The sequence below is a fragment of the Clostridium sp. UBA1652 genome (assembly GCF_002320975.1).
Taxonomy (GTDB): Bacteria; Bacillota; Clostridia; order Clostridiales; family Clostridiaceae; genus Clostridium_T; species Clostridium_T intestinale.
Window position 1 is genome coordinate 27,955 of sequence record NZ_DCLI01000024.1, and the last position, 18,893, is coordinate 46,847.

General features: G+C 31.1%; 9 protein-coding genes and 1 pseudogene. All 10 read left to right on the forward strand.

All coding sequences use genetic code 11. From position 1 onward, the window contains the following. The coding region (locus B3N22_RS04275) for an LPXTG cell wall anchor domain-containing protein (RefSeq protein ID WP_286905132.1) at positions 1 to 853 on the forward strand (853 nt) is incomplete at its 5' end. Positions 854 to 951: 98 nt separating this feature from the next. Beyond that, complete coding sequence (gene sigI, locus B3N22_RS04280; RefSeq protein ID WP_286905146.1) at positions 952 to 1,662, forward strand: RNA polymerase sigma-I factor; 711 nt, start codon at positions 952 to 954, stop codon at positions 1,660 to 1,662. A 2-nt stretch (positions 1,663 to 1,664) separates the two neighbouring features. Next, positions 1,665 to 2,726 carry an anti-sigma-I factor RsgI family protein gene (locus B3N22_RS04285; RefSeq protein ID WP_286905134.1) on the forward strand — a complete coding sequence of 354 codons (1,062 nt, stop codon included), beginning with the start codon at positions 1,665 to 1,667 and terminating at the stop codon, positions 2,724 to 2,726. A gap of 244 nt (positions 2,727 to 2,970) precedes the next feature. Beyond that, positions 2,971 to 10,989, forward strand: a complete 8,019-nt coding sequence (locus tag B3N22_RS04290) for a SpaA isopeptide-forming pilin-related protein (protein ID WP_286905136.1) — start codon at positions 2,971 to 2,973, stop codon at positions 10,987 to 10,989. Positions 10,990 to 11,184: 195 nt separating this feature from the next. Next, positions 11,185 to 12,147, forward strand: coding sequence for an AEC family transporter (locus tag B3N22_RS04295; RefSeq protein ID WP_286905138.1), 963 nt, complete (start codon positions 11,185 to 11,187; stop codon positions 12,145 to 12,147). A 40-nt stretch (positions 12,148 to 12,187) separates the two neighbouring features. Continuing rightward, positions 12,188 to 13,225, forward strand: coding sequence for a low-specificity L-threonine aldolase (gene ltaE / locus B3N22_RS04300; RefSeq protein ID WP_286905139.1), 1,038 nt, complete (start codon positions 12,188 to 12,190; stop codon positions 13,223 to 13,225). Between the two features lie 364 nt (positions 13,226 to 13,589). Continuing rightward, positions 13,590 to 15,533, forward strand: coding sequence for an endonuclease MutS2 (locus tag B3N22_RS04305; RefSeq protein ID WP_286905141.1), 1,944 nt, complete (start codon positions 13,590 to 13,592; stop codon positions 15,531 to 15,533). A 35-nt stretch (positions 15,534 to 15,568) separates the two neighbouring features. Next, positions 15,569 to 17,500 (forward strand): sigma-54-dependent Fis family transcriptional regulator, encoded by a 1,932-nt coding sequence (locus tag B3N22_RS04310; protein WP_286905143.1) that lies wholly within the window; start codon positions 15,569 to 15,571, stop codon positions 17,498 to 17,500. A gap of 157 nt (positions 17,501 to 17,657) precedes the next feature. Then, on the forward strand, positions 17,658 to 18,731 hold the full coding sequence (locus tag B3N22_RS04315; protein ID WP_286905145.1) for a 2,3-butanediol dehydrogenase: 1,074 nt from the start codon (positions 17,658 to 17,660) through the stop codon (positions 18,729 to 18,731). Between the two features lie 33 nt (positions 18,732 to 18,764). After that, positions 18,765 to 18,893, forward strand: a pseudogene (locus B3N22_RS04320) (sulfide/dihydroorotate dehydrogenase-like FAD/NAD-binding protein); the annotation flags it as partial.

Sequence of the window (18,893 nt, forward strand, 5' to 3'; positions counted from 1 at the left end):
AAAGGTAGTTGAAGCCGTAACTGGAGAAGATGGAGAGGTTAAGTTTGAAAAACTAAACTACGGAGACTATTACTTCCAAGAAACAAACGCCCCAGAGGGATATTTACTAAATACAGATAAACATGAGTTTAGTATAAGAGAAGATGGAAGTATACTAAAAGCAAGTTTAACTAATACAATGATAACTGGAGGAATAGAGATATCAAAGACAGATATTTCAACTTCAGCACCAGTACCAGGAGCAACTATTACTATCTATACAAAAGATGGTACAAAGGTAGTTGAAGATGTAACAGGAGAAGATGGAAAGGTTAAGTTTGAAAAACTAAACTACGGAGATTACTACTTCGTAGAAACAAACGCCCCAGAAGGATATTTACTAAACCCAGATAAGCATGAATTTAGTATTAAGGAAGATGGTGTAGTACTAAAAGCTAATCTAAGTAACACTATGATAACTGGAGGAATAGAAATCTCTAAGAGCGATATCTCAACTTCAGCACCAGTACCAGGAGCAACGATTACTATCTACACAAAAGATGGTACGAAAGTAGTTGAAGGAATAACTGGTGAAGACGGAAAAGTTAAGTTTGAGAAACTAAACTATGGAGAGTACTATTTTGTAGAAACAAATGCGCCGGATGGATATGTATTGAATACGGATAAACATGAATTCAGCATAAAAGAAGATGGTGTAATATTAAAAGATAGTATAACAAATACAAAGAAAGTTGTTATAGATCTTCCACAGACAGGTGGATTAATAAGTCTTACAACGTTAATATATATAGGGATTTTCTCTATAGTATTAGGATTTGTATTTATATTTATTAGGAAAAGAAAAATAAGCTAAAATAAAAGATTAAGATCTAGGAGTATTGTGTAGTTTAAGTTTCAAACTCATAATACTCCTTAATTGTTTATATTAAGAGATTAATTAAATTAATAAAAATCTATTCTAAGTTAAATAATAATAAAAAGTTTCTTTGTACCTTAAAAAATAATAATGAAGATATAAACATACTTATTGAGCAGTATAGACCATTTATAATATCTGCAACCAGTAAAATACTTAAAAGATACATAGATTATCATAACGATGAAGAATATAGTATAGCATTAATGGCTTTCTCAGAGGCAATTCAGAATTATAAAGTAGACAAGGGAGACTTCTTATCTTTCGCTCAAAGATTAATAAAGTTAAGATTAATTGATAATTATAGAAAACAGAATAGGCAAAAAGAAGCTAAGTTTAGCGGTTTAGAGGAATTAGAAGATGAGATTAAAGTTCAATATATAGATAAAGTTTCTTTAGAAAACTATAAGCAAGAAGGAATAGATTATTTAAGAAAATTAGAGATAGAACAATTTTCAAAGGAGTTATTAGAGTATGATATAAGATTTGATGATTTAATTAAAGTGTCTCCTAAATGGAAGTCAACAAAAGTTTTATATAACGAATTGATTAAGGAATCTATTAAAAACCCTTTAGTTATGAAAAGTTTTACTAGAAATAAAACATTAAATATTAGTGAGTTAGAAAAAGTTACGAATATACCCCGAAAAAAAATAGAAAGAGCGCGAAGATATATAGTAGCGGTATTAATAATACTTGTTGGAGATTATGAATACTTAAGAGATTATATAAGCTTGGAGGAATGAGGATGAAGGGTATAGTTTTAGAAAAAAAAGATGGGCATGCAGTTTTGGTGGATAAACAAGGAAAGTTTCACAAAGTGAAAGATAAAAATGACATAATAGTTGGAGCTGAATATGAGAAAGCTAAGTTTTTAAGATTAAACAAGGGGTTAGTTTTTAAAGTATCTGCGTTAATGATAGTTGGAACATTGAGTCTGTTTGGTTATAACGCATATGCAGTACCTAAAGCATATGTATCACTCGACATAAATCCTAGCGTGGAATTAGCAACTAATTCTTTTGGGACAGTTATTGATGTTAACCCATTAAATGAAGATGGTGAGAAAATAAGCGAGGGGTTAACTCTTGAGGGTCAGAAAGTTGAAGATGCATTACAAACTTTAATTGAGGAAGCTAAGAACGAAGGATACCTTGATGAGAATTTAGATAATGCTGTAGCGGTTACTGTTTCAACTGACAATGAAGCTAAAGGAGAAGATATTTTAAAATCTGCCGAAGAAGCAGTAAAATCTGAACTTGAAAATCAAAATTTAGAAGATACTGAGATTATAGCTCAAAACATAAATACAGATAGACATAAAGAAGCAGAACGATTAGGAATATCACCAGGAAAGATGTTATTAATAGAAAAGCTTAAAGCGGCTGATTTAGAGGTTAATGCTGAGGAGTATGCAAATAAACCAGTGAGAGAAATAATGAAGGCATTAAATGCTAAAAGAGCCGAAGACAGAGCTGAATCTAAAGAAATCAAAAAAGAGGCTAAAAAAGATAAAGATAGTAGTATTGAAGATAATTCATTACTAGGGGGGACAGAACAATCTTCCAACGAAGCAGTAACAGAAGAGAAAGTTGAAACCAAGTCTATAAATAAAAACGATGAGAAACAATCTGAAAAAACTACTGAAGTAAAGAGTAAAGCTAACAATTCTCCAAGTGATAATAGACAAAAAGGTCAACAACAGTCTGAAAATGCTAACTCAAATTCACAAGAAAAAAGTAATAATTCAAAAGATAAAGATAATAATGCTAGTGAAAAAAGCCAGGGTAATAGACCTAATGGTAAATAACCGCTAAGGGTTTTATATGTAAATAGAGTATTGCAAAATCAAGTAATAATAATTTTGTAATTCTCTATTTTTAGTTATTAAAAAAATATCTTATAAATATTAACTATTATTATATAAAAGCATGAAGTATAGGTGTATTTTGCGACAAATGCACCCAAATGTTTAGAAAGTGTTTAGAATACATTAGTATACTGTAATGTAACATAGATAATATGTTAAATTTTTTATTGAGAGAGGTGAGAGAATGAAGAAAAAGAGATTTTCTATGGTTACTGCTATCTTTACATTGATTATGCAGATTATTTCTATAATCCAACCTGTAAGGGGTCTTGCAGCTACAGGAAAAGATGTTACTAATACATTTGATTTTATAACTGGGATAAGTTTAACTGATAACAATGGAAATGCTTTAGGTACAGATGTAGCTAAAGATGCAGAGGTAAGAATTAATTATACTTGGAGTATACCTAATAGAATTGATGGTCAAGATTTAGATGTTAATTCAGGTGATTATTATAGATTGCAATTACCTCAAGAAATTAAAATTTATTCAGCTATAAATTCAAATATTAATGATACTAGTGGAAATAGAGTAGCAACCATGAACATAAACACTAGTGGATTAGTAACCATCACATTTACAGATTATCCATCCACGCACTCAAATGTAGTAGGAAATTTTTATGCTAGTAGTCGATTTGATTCTACTAAAATAGGTACTAATAATCCTATACCAATTGAGTTTACTATTCCTGGAATTGAAGAGCCAACTATAGTAAAAGTAGACTTTGCTCAAGCAAATCCATCCATACAAAAAGATGTAGATGGTGGATATAGTGCCGCTACTGATGAAATAACATGGAAGATAACTATTAATAAGGAAAATGTAAATGTGGATAGTGCAAGTATTGAGGATACCATACAGGTAGGACAGAATTTTGTACCTGGATCAGTTAAAGTTGATGGGGTTTTAGATAACAGTAGTAACCACAGCTATGATTCAGATAACAAAAAATTTGTATATAACTTTGGTGACATAACCACACAAAAGGTGATTACATTTAAGACAAGCATACATGATGATTTAGCAGCCAAAGGACAAGATACTTATACTTATAGTAACAATGCAACATTGAAATACACAGAAAAAGGTTCACCTAAAAGTGTAACATCCAGTACTAAGTCTGTTTCTGTTCCAGTGAAGCTAATTAGTAAAAGTGGAAGTTATGATAGTGAAAATAAGAGAATTAATTGGACTATAACTGTTAATGAGAGTGGGAGAACGATTAATAATGCGGTAGTTAGTGATCCTATTCCTGATGGTCTTACTTTAGATCAATCAACAGTTAAGGTAGATGGAGTTAATGGATCAAATTATACAATTTCAGGACAGAACTTCACTTACAATTTAGGCAATATAACTTCACAAAAAGTTATTACTTTTTCTACGAATGTAGATTCAGCTGTTTACAATAGCAATACATCTCCTACATATACAAATAAAGCAACATTAACAGGAGATGGAGTAGCAAGTGGAACATTTGGAGAGATAGGAGTTGGAGTTCCTACTAATATAATCAGAAAAGAGGGCGATGGGTATGATGCTTCTACAGGTATAATCACATGGAAAATTACAGTGAATAGTAATCTAACCAATGTAGGAGCAGGTGCAGTAGTTACTGATACAATTCCTAGTGGACAAACATATGTGGAAGGTTCTGCAAGTATAGATGATACCACAAATGGTTCCTTCACTACTTTAGAATCAGGTCAAGTAGTATATACTTTTAATAATGCATTTAATAAAACATATGCTATAACTTTAAAAACACAAGTAACTGATGTTAATAAGTTTAGAGCAAACTATACTGGTAGTTTTAGTAATGATGCTAAAGTAGTAGCGCCAAGCATAAATCAAACTACTACAGGAACTCAAAGTATTACTAGTAATGTAATTACTAAATCAGGAACAAATTATAACTACTTAACAAGAGAACTTACTTGGAAAATAGAAGTTAACAACAATAAGATGCCTATAACTAATGTAGTAGTTACTGATGCAATTCCAGCCGGACAGCAGTATGTTAGTGGATCAGCTAGCATTGATGATTCTACTAAAGGTGCATTTGTTAGTGATAGCAATATAAGTTCAACAGGTTTGCTTAAGTATACTTTTAATAGTCAAATAAATAAAAAGTACACTATAACTTTTAAAACAAAGATTATAGATTTAAGTATTTTTAATACAAACGGTAATAAAACGGTTTATAATACTGCATCAATTACAGGAAGTGAAATCCCTACAACTGGAGTAGCGAATAGCCAAGGAAATAGAACTATTAATAACTCTGTAGTTAATAAAGCATCAGCATATGCTTATGGTAATTCATATATAGATTGGACAGTAAAAACTAATTCTAACTGGAATATCGATTTATCTAATGCAACTATAACAGACTCACTACCAATTGGATTAGAGTTAGATACAGATACCGTAGAATTATATAAGGCAATAGTAAGTTCAACTGATGGAAGTTTAACTCAAGGAAACAGTATAGAACTTACAGGAGATAATGTTAAATATGATCCTGTAACTAGAAAATTTGAATTTACCTTCCCAGCAGATGCAGGTACAAATGCATATATACTTAAGTTTAGAACAAATACAACTAGAACAGGTGATTTTTCTAATACAGTAGAATTTAAGGGAAGTGGAGTTCAACAAAGCTCTACTAATAGCCGCACTGGTGTTTGGTTTTCAGTAGGTGGTGGAAGCGCTACTGGAGATACTGCTAGCATTAAGTTAATAAAATATAATGATAATGGTTCTAAAAAATTAAGTGGGGCAGTATTCCAACTTATAGATAAGTATGGAAATGTTAAGGCAACTTCAGCTGCTACTGGAAGTGATGGGGCTGTTACATTTAGTAAACTTAAGTATGATAGGGATTACTCTATTAAAGAAATTACAGCACCAACAGGGTATAAACTGAATAGCAGTGTATATACATTCCAAATTAAAACAGGTTTAAACCAAGGTACTACTTACGACAGTTCAGATGGAGTGCTTAAATATTCAAGTAGTGATAATACTAATAAAATTGTTACTTATAACTATAGAGATAGTATATTTAAAGGTAGTATAGAATTTTATAAAAATGGGGTAGACGGAGTTCTACAAGGATCAGTATTTACTCTTTACACAGAAGATGGAAATACAGTAGTTAAAGATTCTTCAGGAAACAATATAACTGCAACTAGTGGAAGCGATGGAAAGGTGTTATTTACAAACATACCTTATGGAAAATATAAGATAAAGGAAACTTCAGCACCTACATCTTATAGCATATATAAGGCAGACATAACAGCGGACCTAACAACTATTAGTGGAGATGGACAATCTGTGCATGCATCCCCATATTTAGTATTTAATACTAAGATAAAAGGCTCGGTAAAAATAACGAAAACTGATGAAGAAACTGGAGCTAAAATACAGGGTGCATCAGTAGCTATTTTTGATAATAATAAAGAACAGATTAGGAATGCTAAAAGTACAGATGTAAACGGACAAGTTCAATTTGATAACTTAGAATATGGAGATTATTTTTATCAAGAAATTAGTTCTCCAGATAATTATGTTTTAGATAATACTTATCACTCATTTAAAATTGAAGCAGATAGCACATCATCAAATCCTCAGGCTTTAAGTTTTACTAATAGAAAGGTAAAAGGCAACATATCTTTCACAAAAGTTGGAGAAGGCAGTGATAGTAGTAAGCTTCAAGGAGCAGTTTTTGGACTTTATCAAAATGATGGGGTTACTGAAGTTAGAAATTCAAGCAATCAACCTGTAAGAGTTACTAGCGGAAATGATGGGAAAGTAGTGTTTAATAATATTGAGTATGGAAACTATAAGATAAAAGAAATAACTCCACCAGTAGGTTATAATTTGAATACTGAAGTTTTAGAAGCTACAATTGGAAAAAATGATAATGGACAAACTGTAAGCCCTAAGATTGATGGTCAAACTGTAAGTACTGTGAAAAATATCAAAATAAGAGGCAATATAGAGTTCGTAAAAGTTGGAGAAGACTCAGATGCTCAAGCACTTCAAGGTGCAGTATTTGGATTATATCAACAAGACGGAGTTACACCAGTTACAAATTTACTTGGAGATATAACATCAACTAGTGATATTGACGGTAAAGTAAGATTCAGTGGAGTTGAATATGGAAGCTATAAGATAAAAGAAATTTTATCGCCTACAGGATACAATGTATCAAATCAAGTTTTAAATGCTACCATACAAGTGCAAGGAAACACAGTTACACCTAAAGACAGTATTTCAGAAAATGATGTTTCTGTATTTAATAATTCAAAAGTTAAATCAACTATTAAAATTATTAAACATGGAGCAGATGGTACAACACCGTTATCTGGTGCGGAATTTACACTTTATAATGATGATACAAATCAAGTTATAGAGAAAAAAACTACTGATGCAAGTGGAGTAATACTTTTTGGAAACTTAAAGTATGGAAAATATAGAGTGCAAGAAACAAAAGCCCCACAAGGATATGTTTTATCTCAGATAATTATTAAAAGAGAGATAGGCTCAACTAGTGATAATAATCAGACATATACTTATGATGTTACTAATGTAAAAATAACAGGTAGTGTAAGCCTTCAAAAGAATGATGAAAAGGGTAATTCTATTAAAGGTGCAGAATTTACACTTTATGATAAGTCAGATACTTTATATTTAAATCCATTAGCAGTTGTATTAAGTGATGATAATGGAGTGATTAAGTTCTTAAATGTAGTATATGGAGATTATGTTGTAGTTGAAACTAAAACATCTGATAATAGCTTTGTGCTTTCAACAACTCCTTTAAATGCAGCAATAGGTGATAATGATGATGGTAAAAACATAGAGTTAGGACCTGTTGTAAATGTTAAGAAAAAAGGAACCATTAAAATCAAAAAAACTGATATAGGTGGAAATCCATTAAAAGGAGCAGAATTTACTCTTTATGATAGTAATGAAAATGAAGTAGAGACTGTAATTAGTGATAACAATGGATTAGTAATTTTCAATAACGCAATATACGGACAATATAGCGTAAAAGAAACAAAAGCACCTACAGGATATAATATCAACAATGAAGAAAAATCAGTTAATGTAACTGAAGACGGTAAAGTTTATGACTTAGGTAATATTGTTGATAGTAAGATTACTGGAGGAATAAAAATATCAAAAACAGACTTCTCAACAGGATCGCCAGTACCAGGAGCAACTCTTACTATATATACTAAAAATGATAAGAAGGTAGTAGAAGGAGTAACTGGTCAGGATGGTAAAATACAATTTAATAGTTTAAAGTATGGAGATTACTATTTTGTGGAAACAAATGCTCCAGAAGGATATCTATTAAATTCAGATAAGCATTCATTCAGTATTAGAGAAAATGGGGTTATTCTAAAAGATGGCTTAACTAATACTATGATAACTGGAGGAATAAAGATATCAAAATCAGATTTCTCAACAGCAGAGGCAGTACCAGGAGCAACTCTTACTATATACACTAAGAATGGTGATAAGGTAGTAGAAGGAGTAACTGGACAAGATGGAACAATACAATTTAATAAATTAAACTATGGAGATTATTATTTTGTAGAAACAAAAGCTCCAGAAGGATATTTATTAAATCCAGATAAACATGAATTCAGTATCAAGGATGATGGAGTTATTTTAGCCGGTAGCTTAACCAACACTATGATAACTGGAGGAGTGGAGATCACAAAAACTGATTCTGTGACAGGTAGCCCTATAAAGGGAGCTAGCATAGCAATATTTACTAAGACTGGACATCCAGTAGAAGATCAATTCCAAGCTGTAACAGATGAGACTGGTAAGGTGAAATTTGAAAATCTATTATATGGAGACTACTACTTCATAGAAACAAGTGCTCCAGAAGGATATTTACTAAATACAGATAAACATGAATTTAGTATTAAAGAAGATGGCGTTCTAGTAGAAGAAGGTCTAACTAATACAATGATAACTGGAGGAATAAAGATATCAAAATCAGATTTCTCAACATCAGCACCAGTACCAGGAGCAACCCTTACTATCTATACAAAAGATGGTGAAAAAGTTGTAGAGAATGTAACTGGACAAGATGGAACGATACAATTTGATAAGTTAAACTATGGAGATTACTATTTTGTAGAAACAAAAGCTCCAGAAGGATATTTATTAAATCCAGATAAACATGAATTCAGTATCAAAGAGGATGGAGCTATCTTAGCAGATAAGCTAACTAATACAATGATAACTGGAGGAATAAAAATATCAAAATCAGATTTCTCAACAGGAGCACCAGTACCAGGAGCGACCCTTACTATCTACACAAAAGATGGTAAAAAAGTTGTAGAAGGTGTAACAGAGGAGGATGGAACAATACAGTTTAATAAATTAAACTATGGAGATTACTATTTTGTAGAAACAAATGCTCCAGAAGGATATTTATTAAACCCAGATAAACATTCATTCAGTATTAAAGAAGATGGAACTATTTTAACAGATAAATTAACAAACACTTTAATAACTGGAGGAATAAAAATATCAAAAACAGACTTCTCAACAGGAGCACCAGTACCAGGGGCAACTCTTACAATCTATACTAAAGATGATAAGAAAGTAGTAGAAGGTGTAACTAGAAAAGATGGAACAATACAATTTGATAAGTTAAACTATGGAGATTACTATTTCTTAGAAACAAAGGCTCCAGTGGGATACTTATTAAATCCTAATAAACATCCATTTAGTATTAAACAAGATGGAGTTGTTGTAAAAGACAGTTTAACAGATATAGCTAATTTCCAACTTACTATGGATGCAGAGCCTAGCTCAATAGTTGGTGATGGTAAATCAACAACAGTTATAACAGCGAAGGTAGTTGATGAAAATAATAAACCATTAGCTGGAGTTAAGGTAGAATTCTCCGCAGAAAAAGGTGATTTTCCAAAAGGAAGTTCAGCAGTCACTGATGAAAACGGAATTGCTTCAGTAGTATATAGATCTAGTAAAATAGAAGGTGTAGAAAACCAAGTTATACCTGTTAATGTATATATTCATGACGAAGAGCATGGATTAAATGCACAAGATAAAATAAACATTACATTTATGCCAGGAAGCATACAAGGGGTAATAATAGATAATGATACAGGTCTTCCAGTAAAAGGGGCAATAGTAGAAATCAAACAAGATTTCAATGGAGATGGAGTAATAGACTTTATAGCCAAGGTTGTTACTTCAGAAGATGGAAAGTATAAAATTGTTGTTCCTAAGGGTGATGTAACCTATGATTTATCTATAACTAAGCCAATTGAAATTAATGGCAAGATGGAAAATAAGACATTTACTCAAAAGGCACATGCTGGAACTATGACAGGAACTGGTGAAGATGTTTTTGATTCTGTAAAAACTGCTGTTGGTGTAATATTAGTTAAAAATCCAGATGGAACTAAAGGATACCTAAATGATTATTCTAAGTATTTAATTGAGTTCCCAGGAAGCGATACTAATATTAAAATTGGAACTGATGGAAACTCTAAAGGGGTTTTTGAAATTCCAAATCTTGAAAAAGGTCATGAATATAATTTAAATATTGTATATCATTTTGATGATGGAACTAAGATTGTTGTTGGAAAAATTAATTTAACATTGGATTCAAATGGTGAAATGATAATAAGTACAGCCCTTATTGATCCATATGGAATTATTACAGATGCCACTACAGGTAAAGTAATAGAAGGAGCAGATGTTAAGTTATATTATGCAGATACTAAAAGAAATGTAGATGCAGGAAAGAAACCAGGAACTTTAGTAGAGCTTCCAGGGTTAGATAACTTCCCGCCAGCAAACAATAAAAATCCTCAGGTTAGTGATAAGGGTGGTAATTATGCGTTTATGGTTTTCCCAAACACTGATTATTATATAGTTGTTACTAAACCAGGATATGATACATTCACAAGTGGTACAATAGAAGTTAATGATGAGATTGTTAAACTAGATATACAAATGACACCAGCGAAGAGCACTCAAGTTATTGATAATGATGATTCAAAACTTCCTCAAACTGGAAGCTTAGTAGGGTTAACAGGATTGGTAATGATGGGATTGATGTCAATAGTTTCTGGATTAATGCTAATATTCAGCAAGAGAAGAAAAGTTAGCAGATACATCTCTAAACATTAATAGAAGTTTATAAAATTATAGTCTCAAGATAAATTTTTATATTTATCTTGAGACTATTTTCATATTAAGAAAATTATCAAACGTAAAAGTTGGTGTATAATTAATAAGAATGACTTGTGACTAGGGGATTTTAATAAGTATGATTTATATTAAGGGGGAAATTAATGAGAAGGATTTTAGCAAAGGAGAGGTTCAATGAGTATATTTCTTTATATTTTATCTAATAACATAATACCAATATTTTTTCTAATAATCTTAGGTTATATATTAAGTAAGAAATTTAACTTCGACATTAATACACTTAGTAAAATAAATATATATTTATACATGCCTTTTTTTATTTTCACACAAATATATAGTACTAAAATGCCTGACAATATGGGGAGAGTTCTTCTATTTGTAATAATTTTAGCCATATGTAATTCTATAGTATCTTCATTAGTGGCTAAGATAAGAAAGTATGATGAAGGTTTTAAAAATGCATTTATAAATTCTATAATATTTTATAATTCAGGAAATATAGGAATTCCATTAATAACTTTAGTGTTTAGCAGTGCACCGTTTATAGTAGATGGACAGACTCCTTATCTAACAGTAGCTTTAACAACTCAAATAGTAGTGTTAATAGTACAGAATATATCTACAAATACAGTGGGTTTTTATAATGCTGGAAAGGGAAGTATGCATTGGAAGGATTCTGTGAAGAGTATATTTAGAATGCCAGCAATATACGCTATACCTACAGCATTTTTATTAAAATTTGTACCATATAACTTAGAGAATTTTCCTTTGTGGCCAGCTTTTAATTATTTAAAAGAAGGACTTATATCTATAGCACTTATAACATTAGGAGCACAACTTGCAAAGACTAAGTTTGCCTTTAATAATAAAGAAGTTTATATTTCAAGCTTTGTAAGACTTATAGGAGGACCTATAATTGCTTTAATAATATTAAAGTTTATTAATATTACAGGAGTTGCAGCTCAAACTTTAATGATCTCATCAGCACTACCTACAGCAGTCAATACTGCGCTTATAGCTGTGGAGAGAAAAAATCATCCTGATTTTGCATCTCAGGCAGTTATGGTGGCTACTTTAAGTAGTGCTGCTACTTTGGTTTTAATTGTGTATATATCAAGAATTATTTTTCCAGTATAAATAGATTAATATGATATAATTTTTATGGGGTGATATTATTATGAAAGATAAGATTATAGATTTAAGAAGTGACACAGTTACACAACCTACACCAGAAATGAGAGAAGCTATGTCTAAAGCGTTGGTAGGTGATGATGTATATGGAGATGATCCAACTGTAAATGAACTAGAAGAATACGCAGCTAAATTAGTAGGAAAAGAAGCGGCTTTATTTGTTCCTAGTGGAACTTTTGGAAATCAATTAGCTTTATTTACTCACTGTAAAAGAGGAGATGAAGTTATACTTGGGGATGATTGCCATATAGTAGCTCATGAAGTTGGGGGAGCTGCAGTTATAGCTGGAGTTCAACTTAGAGCCTTAGAAACAGTTAGAGGACAATTTAATTTAGATAAAGTAAGGTCAATTATAAGAACTGAGGACGAGGATATACATTTTCCAGGAACTTCTTTAATATGTCTTGAAAATGCTTATTCAAGCGGAGCTGTTTTACCTTTAGATTACGTAAAAGAAGTTTATGAAATAGCTAAAGATAGAAATATAAATCTTCATATAGATGGAGCTAGATTATTTAATGCAGCTACCTTTTTAGAAGTTGATGTTAAAGAAATTACAAAATATTGTTACTCAGTAATGTTCTGTTTATCAAAAGGTCTTTGTGCACCTATAGGTTCAATGCTTGCAGGAAGTAAAGAGTTTATAGATAAAGCAAGAAAGAAAAGAAAGCTTTTAGGTGGAGGAATGAGACAAGCTGGATTCTTAGGAGCAGCTGGACTTATAGCCTTAAAAGACATGACTAAAAGATTAAAAGAGGATCATGATAATGCAAAATATTTAGCTCAAAGACTAGAAGAAATTCCGAATATAAAGGTTGATAGAGAGAATCTTGATATTAATCTTTTGTTCTTTAAAATAGAAAACTGTCCGCTATCTTCAGAAGAAATAGTTAATATCTTTAGTGAAAAGGGAATAAAGATAAATGGACCAGAAGGCGGCAAAATGAGATTTGCAACTCACTACTGGGTTAACAAGGAAGATATAGACTATGTAGTTGAGGTAATGAAATCAATATTAAGATAAAGAGTATTGAAAAAGTTAAAAACTAATGATAGTATGTAATTATCTTAAATAAGAAAGGGAGTATATTTGTGAGTGAGGTAGTTTTAAACTAAGTAATTAAATAATAAGTCTTAAAAATCAAACCTTTTATAGGTTTATTTGTTGATGGATTTTTTAGGCTTACACTTAGTAAAAACTGTTCACAACTCCTTAAGGTAAATAGGATTCTTTCTCATGAAAAATTTTATTACTTAAATTGTATTTGTACTGTAGGTGAACTCTGTTTGCCTACAGTTTTTTTATTACAAAAAATTAATATTGAGTAACTTTAATTAAGTGAAGAGTCTTTAAGATCCTCTAAATAAAAATAACGGAGGAATTAAAGTTGAATAATAAAACCACAGAATTATTAGAATATAACAAAACAAAAGATATATTAAAAGGATATGCCTTATCAGAAATTGCAAAAAACAATATAGAAAAACTAGAGCCGTTAGTAGACAAAAACAAAATAGAGATGGATATGAAGGAAACTACTGAGGCGAGAAATGTAGTAAATATAAGCTCCAGCATACCACTTCATAGTTTGGCAGGCATAAATGGAATAAAGGAAAAGTTAGACAAAGGGATAATACTATCTCCAGAAGATTTAGAAACACTTTGTGGGCTTCTAAAAGAGATAAAAAAGATGAAGAGGTTTATGGAAGATAAACAGTATTATGCACCGACTATAAGCAGTTATATCCATTCAGCATATGAAATGGAGGATGTAAGAGAAGAAATTGAAAAATGTATAGTTAGAGGAGCTGTAGATGATAGAGCAACATCTGCTTTATGGAAAATAAGAAGAAAGATATATGCTCTAGAAGATAAAATAAAGGTTAAGCTAGAAGCTGTGCTTAGAAATGAAAAATATAAAACCTATATTCAGGATTCAGTTATAAGCCAAAGAAATGGAAGGTATGTAATTCCTGTAAAAAGCAGTTATAGAAAAGATATAGAGGGAAGTATTCACGATAAATCCAATACCGGATCAACCACATTTATAGAGCCAGTGGAAGTTAAAAAAGCTCAAGATGAATTAGAAAGCTGTAGATTTGAAGAGGAAAAGGAAGTATATAGAATACTATCGACCTTAACTAATCTAGTTTGCGATTATAAAAGAGAACTAAATATAAATATCGAGATAATGAGTAACTATGATTTTATATTTGCCAAAGGAAAATACAGCAAAGCAATAGATGGGAGAGCAGTTAGCTTTAACACTAAAAATTATACAAATATTATAAAAGGGAAACATCCACTAATAGGTCAATCAGCAGTACCTTTAGATTTTGAAATAGGAAAAGATTATAAAGGAGTAATTATAACTGGGCCTAATACTGGAGGAAAAACAGTTGCACTAAAGACTTTAGGGTTAATAACAATGATGGCTCAATCAGCTCTTCATGTTCCGGTAGATGAAGGAAGTGAAATAGGTATATTTGGAGATATATTAGTAGATATAGGAGACGGTCAGAGTATAGAACAAAACCTAAGTACCTTCTCTTCTCATATAAAAAATATAATAAATATTTTAGATAATGCAGATAAATATACCTTAGTTATTTTAGATGAAATAGGATCGGGAACAGATCCAGGAGAAGGAATGGGGATTGCTATTTCAGTACTTGAAGAGTTATATGATAAAGGCGCAACTATATGCGCTACAACTCACTATAATGAAATTAAAAATTTTGCAGAAAAACACAAAGGTTTTATAAACGGTTCTATGGAATTTGATATAGAAACGCTTAAACCATTATACAAGCTTAATATAGGAAAACCTGGTGAAAGTAATGCTTTCTTAATTGCACTAAGACTTGGGATGGAAAAGAAATTAATTGAGAAAGCCCATGAGATAGCTTACAAGGGAAAAGTGGATTACTCTCAATATAAAATAGTAAATACTAATAAGCTTGAAGAAACTAAAATTAATGAAGAGAAAATAGAAAAGATAAAGATTTTAGAAAAGAAAAACAATCAGGTTAAAGATAAGCCAAAGGAACCTCTATTTAATATTGGAGATTCTGTATTTATAAGCTTTATGAATAGAACAGGGGTTATATGCGAAGCTGAAAACTCTAAAGGTGAGTACGGAGTTATGGTTATGAGGAAAAAGCTAAGGATTAATAAAAAAAGATTATCTCTTTATATAGATAAGGAAGAATTGTATCCGGAGGACTATGACTTTGATATTATTTTTGAAAGCAAAGAAAATAGAAAAAAGAATAAAGTTATGAACAAGAGACATGTTGATGGTATGATAATTAATATAGAGGATAAATAAAACCTGATATTTTTAGTTTATGGGAGCTGATTTGCATGGGAGATTATATAAATTTTATAGAGAGTGCATGGAAAAACTTTGTAGAGAATGATTATGTTGAACCACAAGTTAGAAAAGAAATTTCTGAATCTTGGGTTAGATGCAAAACCTATGGGGTTGATTATAATAGCGGAAGAGGAAGTAACAGATATAAAATAGATGTTGAAGTAAAAGCAAAAGAAAATGAAACACTAATATCTGTGGCAATTCCAATAATGAAAAGTCTCTATAATATTGTTGAAGGAACAGGTTTTGCCATAATGCTCACAGATAGAGATGGATATATAATTCATATAATCGGAGATAAGGACATAATGAAAAGAGCAGATGAGCTAAATTTTGTAAAGGGTGCATTATGGACTGAAAAGATGGTTGGAACTAATGCTATAGGAACAGCTATGTATTTAAATAAGCCATTACAAACCATTGGAGCAGAGCACTATGGAAAGAGTCAACATTCATGGACTTGCTCTGCAGCTCCTATAAATGATGAAAATGGCAACTTAGTTGGCTGTATTAATATGTCTGGAAACAGATCAGATGCCCATTTGCATACATTAGCCATGGTTATTTCAGCTGCTCAAGCTATAGAGAAACAAGTAGCTTTAACTAATTCATATAATCTTTTAAATACAACATTTGATTCTGTATTTGAAGGGCTTATTTCATTAGATAGAGACTTAAAAATACAAAGAATAAATAATAGAGCAAGTGAAGTTCTAAGACTATCTAGAGAGGAAGCTTTAGACTTAAATATAAAGAGTTTAATAAGAAACATAGATCTTGAAGAAATAATTAATACTAAAGGACATAATAATATAGATTGTGACTTTTATATAAAATCTAAAATTATAAAATGTATAATAAATGTCGTACCAATAAAAACAAATGAAGAGATTAATGGTATAGTTATTAGCCTTAGAGAAGCTAGACATGTTCATAAACTTGTAGGGAAAATTGTAGGTTATAAAGCAACTTATAACTTTGAGGACTTTATAACTAATAACTCTAAGATGAAAAAAGTTATAAATATGGCAAGAAAAGCTTCAAGTAGTGATTGTAATATTTTAATTGAAGGAGAGAGTGGCACTGGTAAAGAAGTTATAGCACAGGCTATTCATAACTTTAGTAAAAGATCTAATAAACCTTTTGTAGCAATAAATTGTGCATCTATTCCAAGAGAACTCGTAGAAAGTGAATTCTTCGGATATGAGAGAGGGGCTTTTACTGGAGCCAATAAAGAAGGTAACCCAGGAAAATTTGAACTAGCTGATGGAGGAACAATTTTTTTAGATGAGATAGGAGAACTTCCTTTAGACATACAAAGCAAGCTCTTAAGGGTATTAGATAATAATAAAATCACTAGAATAGGAGCAACTTATGAAAAACAATTAAATGTTAGAGTTATAGGTGCTACTAATAGAGTTCTTAAGGATGAGATAAGAAAAAAGAGTTTTAGAGAAGATTTATATTATAGATTAAGTGTAATAAATATAAAAACACTTCCACTGAGAGAAAGAAAAGAAGATATAGAGCCATTAGTAAATAGTTTTATCCAGCTATTGAATAGCAGTAATTCTATTGATAAGATAGTTACTCCAGATTATATAGAGAAACTTAAACAGTTTGAATGGAGCGGAAATGTAAGAGAGCTTAGAAATGTTGTGGAAAGAGACTATTACTTAAGCGAAGATGAACTAAATGCTAAAGAAGATTGTGAAGTAAGTTTAGATAAGGAATTACTTACAAATGATGAAGAAGTAATATCAATGCAGGAATTAGAAAAAGAAAACATAGAAAAAGCTATATATAGTTGTGAAGGAAATATAGTAAAAGCTGCCTTACTTCTCAATATTAGCAGAGCAACTATTTATAGAAAAATAAAAAAATATAATATATCACTGTATCATAATGAGAAAATTTTATAGTAATCTCAAAATGAGACAGATATAAATGTTTCATTTTGAGAATGTGAACATAAAAAGGGCTTAATTAAGTCCTTTTTCTTTTGGCATAATAGTTGCTTTAATATTTGTGAATAAATTAACATTAACGTTAAGAAAGTAACGATTAGGAGGAATAGTTATGAAAGCAGCATTATGGTATGGAGTTAAAGATGTTAGAGTTGAAGAGATTGAAGAACCAAAGGTTTTAGAGGGAACAGTAAAAGTTAAAGTAAAATGGTGTGGCATATGTGGGTCAGATCTTCATGAATATTTAGGAGGACCAATTTTTATACCAGTTGGACAACCTCATCCTTTAAGCAAAAATGTGGCACCAGTTGTATTAGGACACGAATTTTCTGGAGAAGTTGTAGAGGTTGGAGAAGGAGTTAGTAAGTTTAAAAAAGGGGATAGAGTTATAGTAGAGCCTATGGTTGTTTGCGGAGAGTGTCCAGCCTGCAAAGAAGGAAAATATAATCTTTGTGAAAAATTAGGCTTTCATGGATTATGTGGATCTGGTGGGGGATTTGCAGAGTATACAGTTTTTCCACAAGAATACATACACAAGATTCCAGAGGGAATGTCATACGAGCAAGCGGCACTAGTAGAGCCAATGGCAGTAGCACTACATTCAATAAGAATAGCTAAGTTTGTAACTGGAAATACAGCTTTAGTGTTGGGTTCAGGACCAATAGGACTTGCTACTATTGAGTGTTTAAAGGCAGCAGGCGCTAGCTTAGTAATAGTTCTACAAAGAAAGTCTATAAGACAAGAATATGCAAAAAGAGCTGGAGCTGATTATGTATTAGATCCTAATGAATGTGACATAGCTACAGAAGTTAAAAAGTTAACAGGTGGATTGGGTGTTGATGTAGCATTTGAGACAACTGGAGCAAAGATAGGTTTAGATACAGGCCTTGACTCACTTAAATTTGAAGGAACTTTAGTTGTGACAAGTATTTGGGAAGGTGAAGTTAATATAAATCCTAACAAGCTAGTATTTACTGAAAAGAAAATAGTAGGAACATTGGCTTATAGACATGAGTTCCCTGCAACAATGGCACAAATGAAAGATGGAAGAATAAAAGCTGAGGGATATATAACATCTAAGGTATACATTGACGATATAGTTGAAAAAGGATTTGGAGCATTAACAGGACCTGAGAAAAAGCAACACGTAAAAATATTGGTAACACCAGAGAAGGAACTTTTATAATAAAAACCAAGGATTAATATATGGAGGAGAAACATGTACAAGATAGTTAAAAAAAGACAACTAAACGAAAATATCTATCTAATGGATATAGAAGCACCAAGAGTAGCAAAATCATCAAATCCAGGACAATTTATCATAGTTAAAATGGATGAAAAAGGTGAA

Bases quoted from the DNA above. Each gene is read 5' to 3' on its own strand.
- B3N22_RS04285 (WP_286905134.1), top strand. From the start codon at position 1,665: ATGAAGGGTATAGTTTTAGAAAAAAAAGATGGGCATGCAGTTTTGGTG.
- B3N22_RS04290 (WP_286905136.1), top strand. From the start codon at position 2,971: ATGAAGAAAAAGAGATTTTCTATGGTTACTGCTATCTTTACATTGATT.
- B3N22_RS04295 (WP_286905138.1), top strand. From the start codon at position 11,185: ATGAGTATATTTCTTTATATTTTATCTAATAACATAATACCAATATTT.
- ltaE (WP_286905139.1), top strand. From the start codon at position 12,188: ATGAAAGATAAGATTATAGATTTAAGAAGTGACACAGTTACACAACCT.
- B3N22_RS04310 (WP_286905143.1), top strand. From the start codon at position 15,569: ATGGGAGATTATATAAATTTTATAGAGAGTGCATGGAAAAACTTTGTA.
- B3N22_RS04315 (WP_286905145.1), top strand. From the start codon at position 17,658: ATGAAAGCAGCATTATGGTATGGAGTTAAAGATGTTAGAGTTGAAGAG.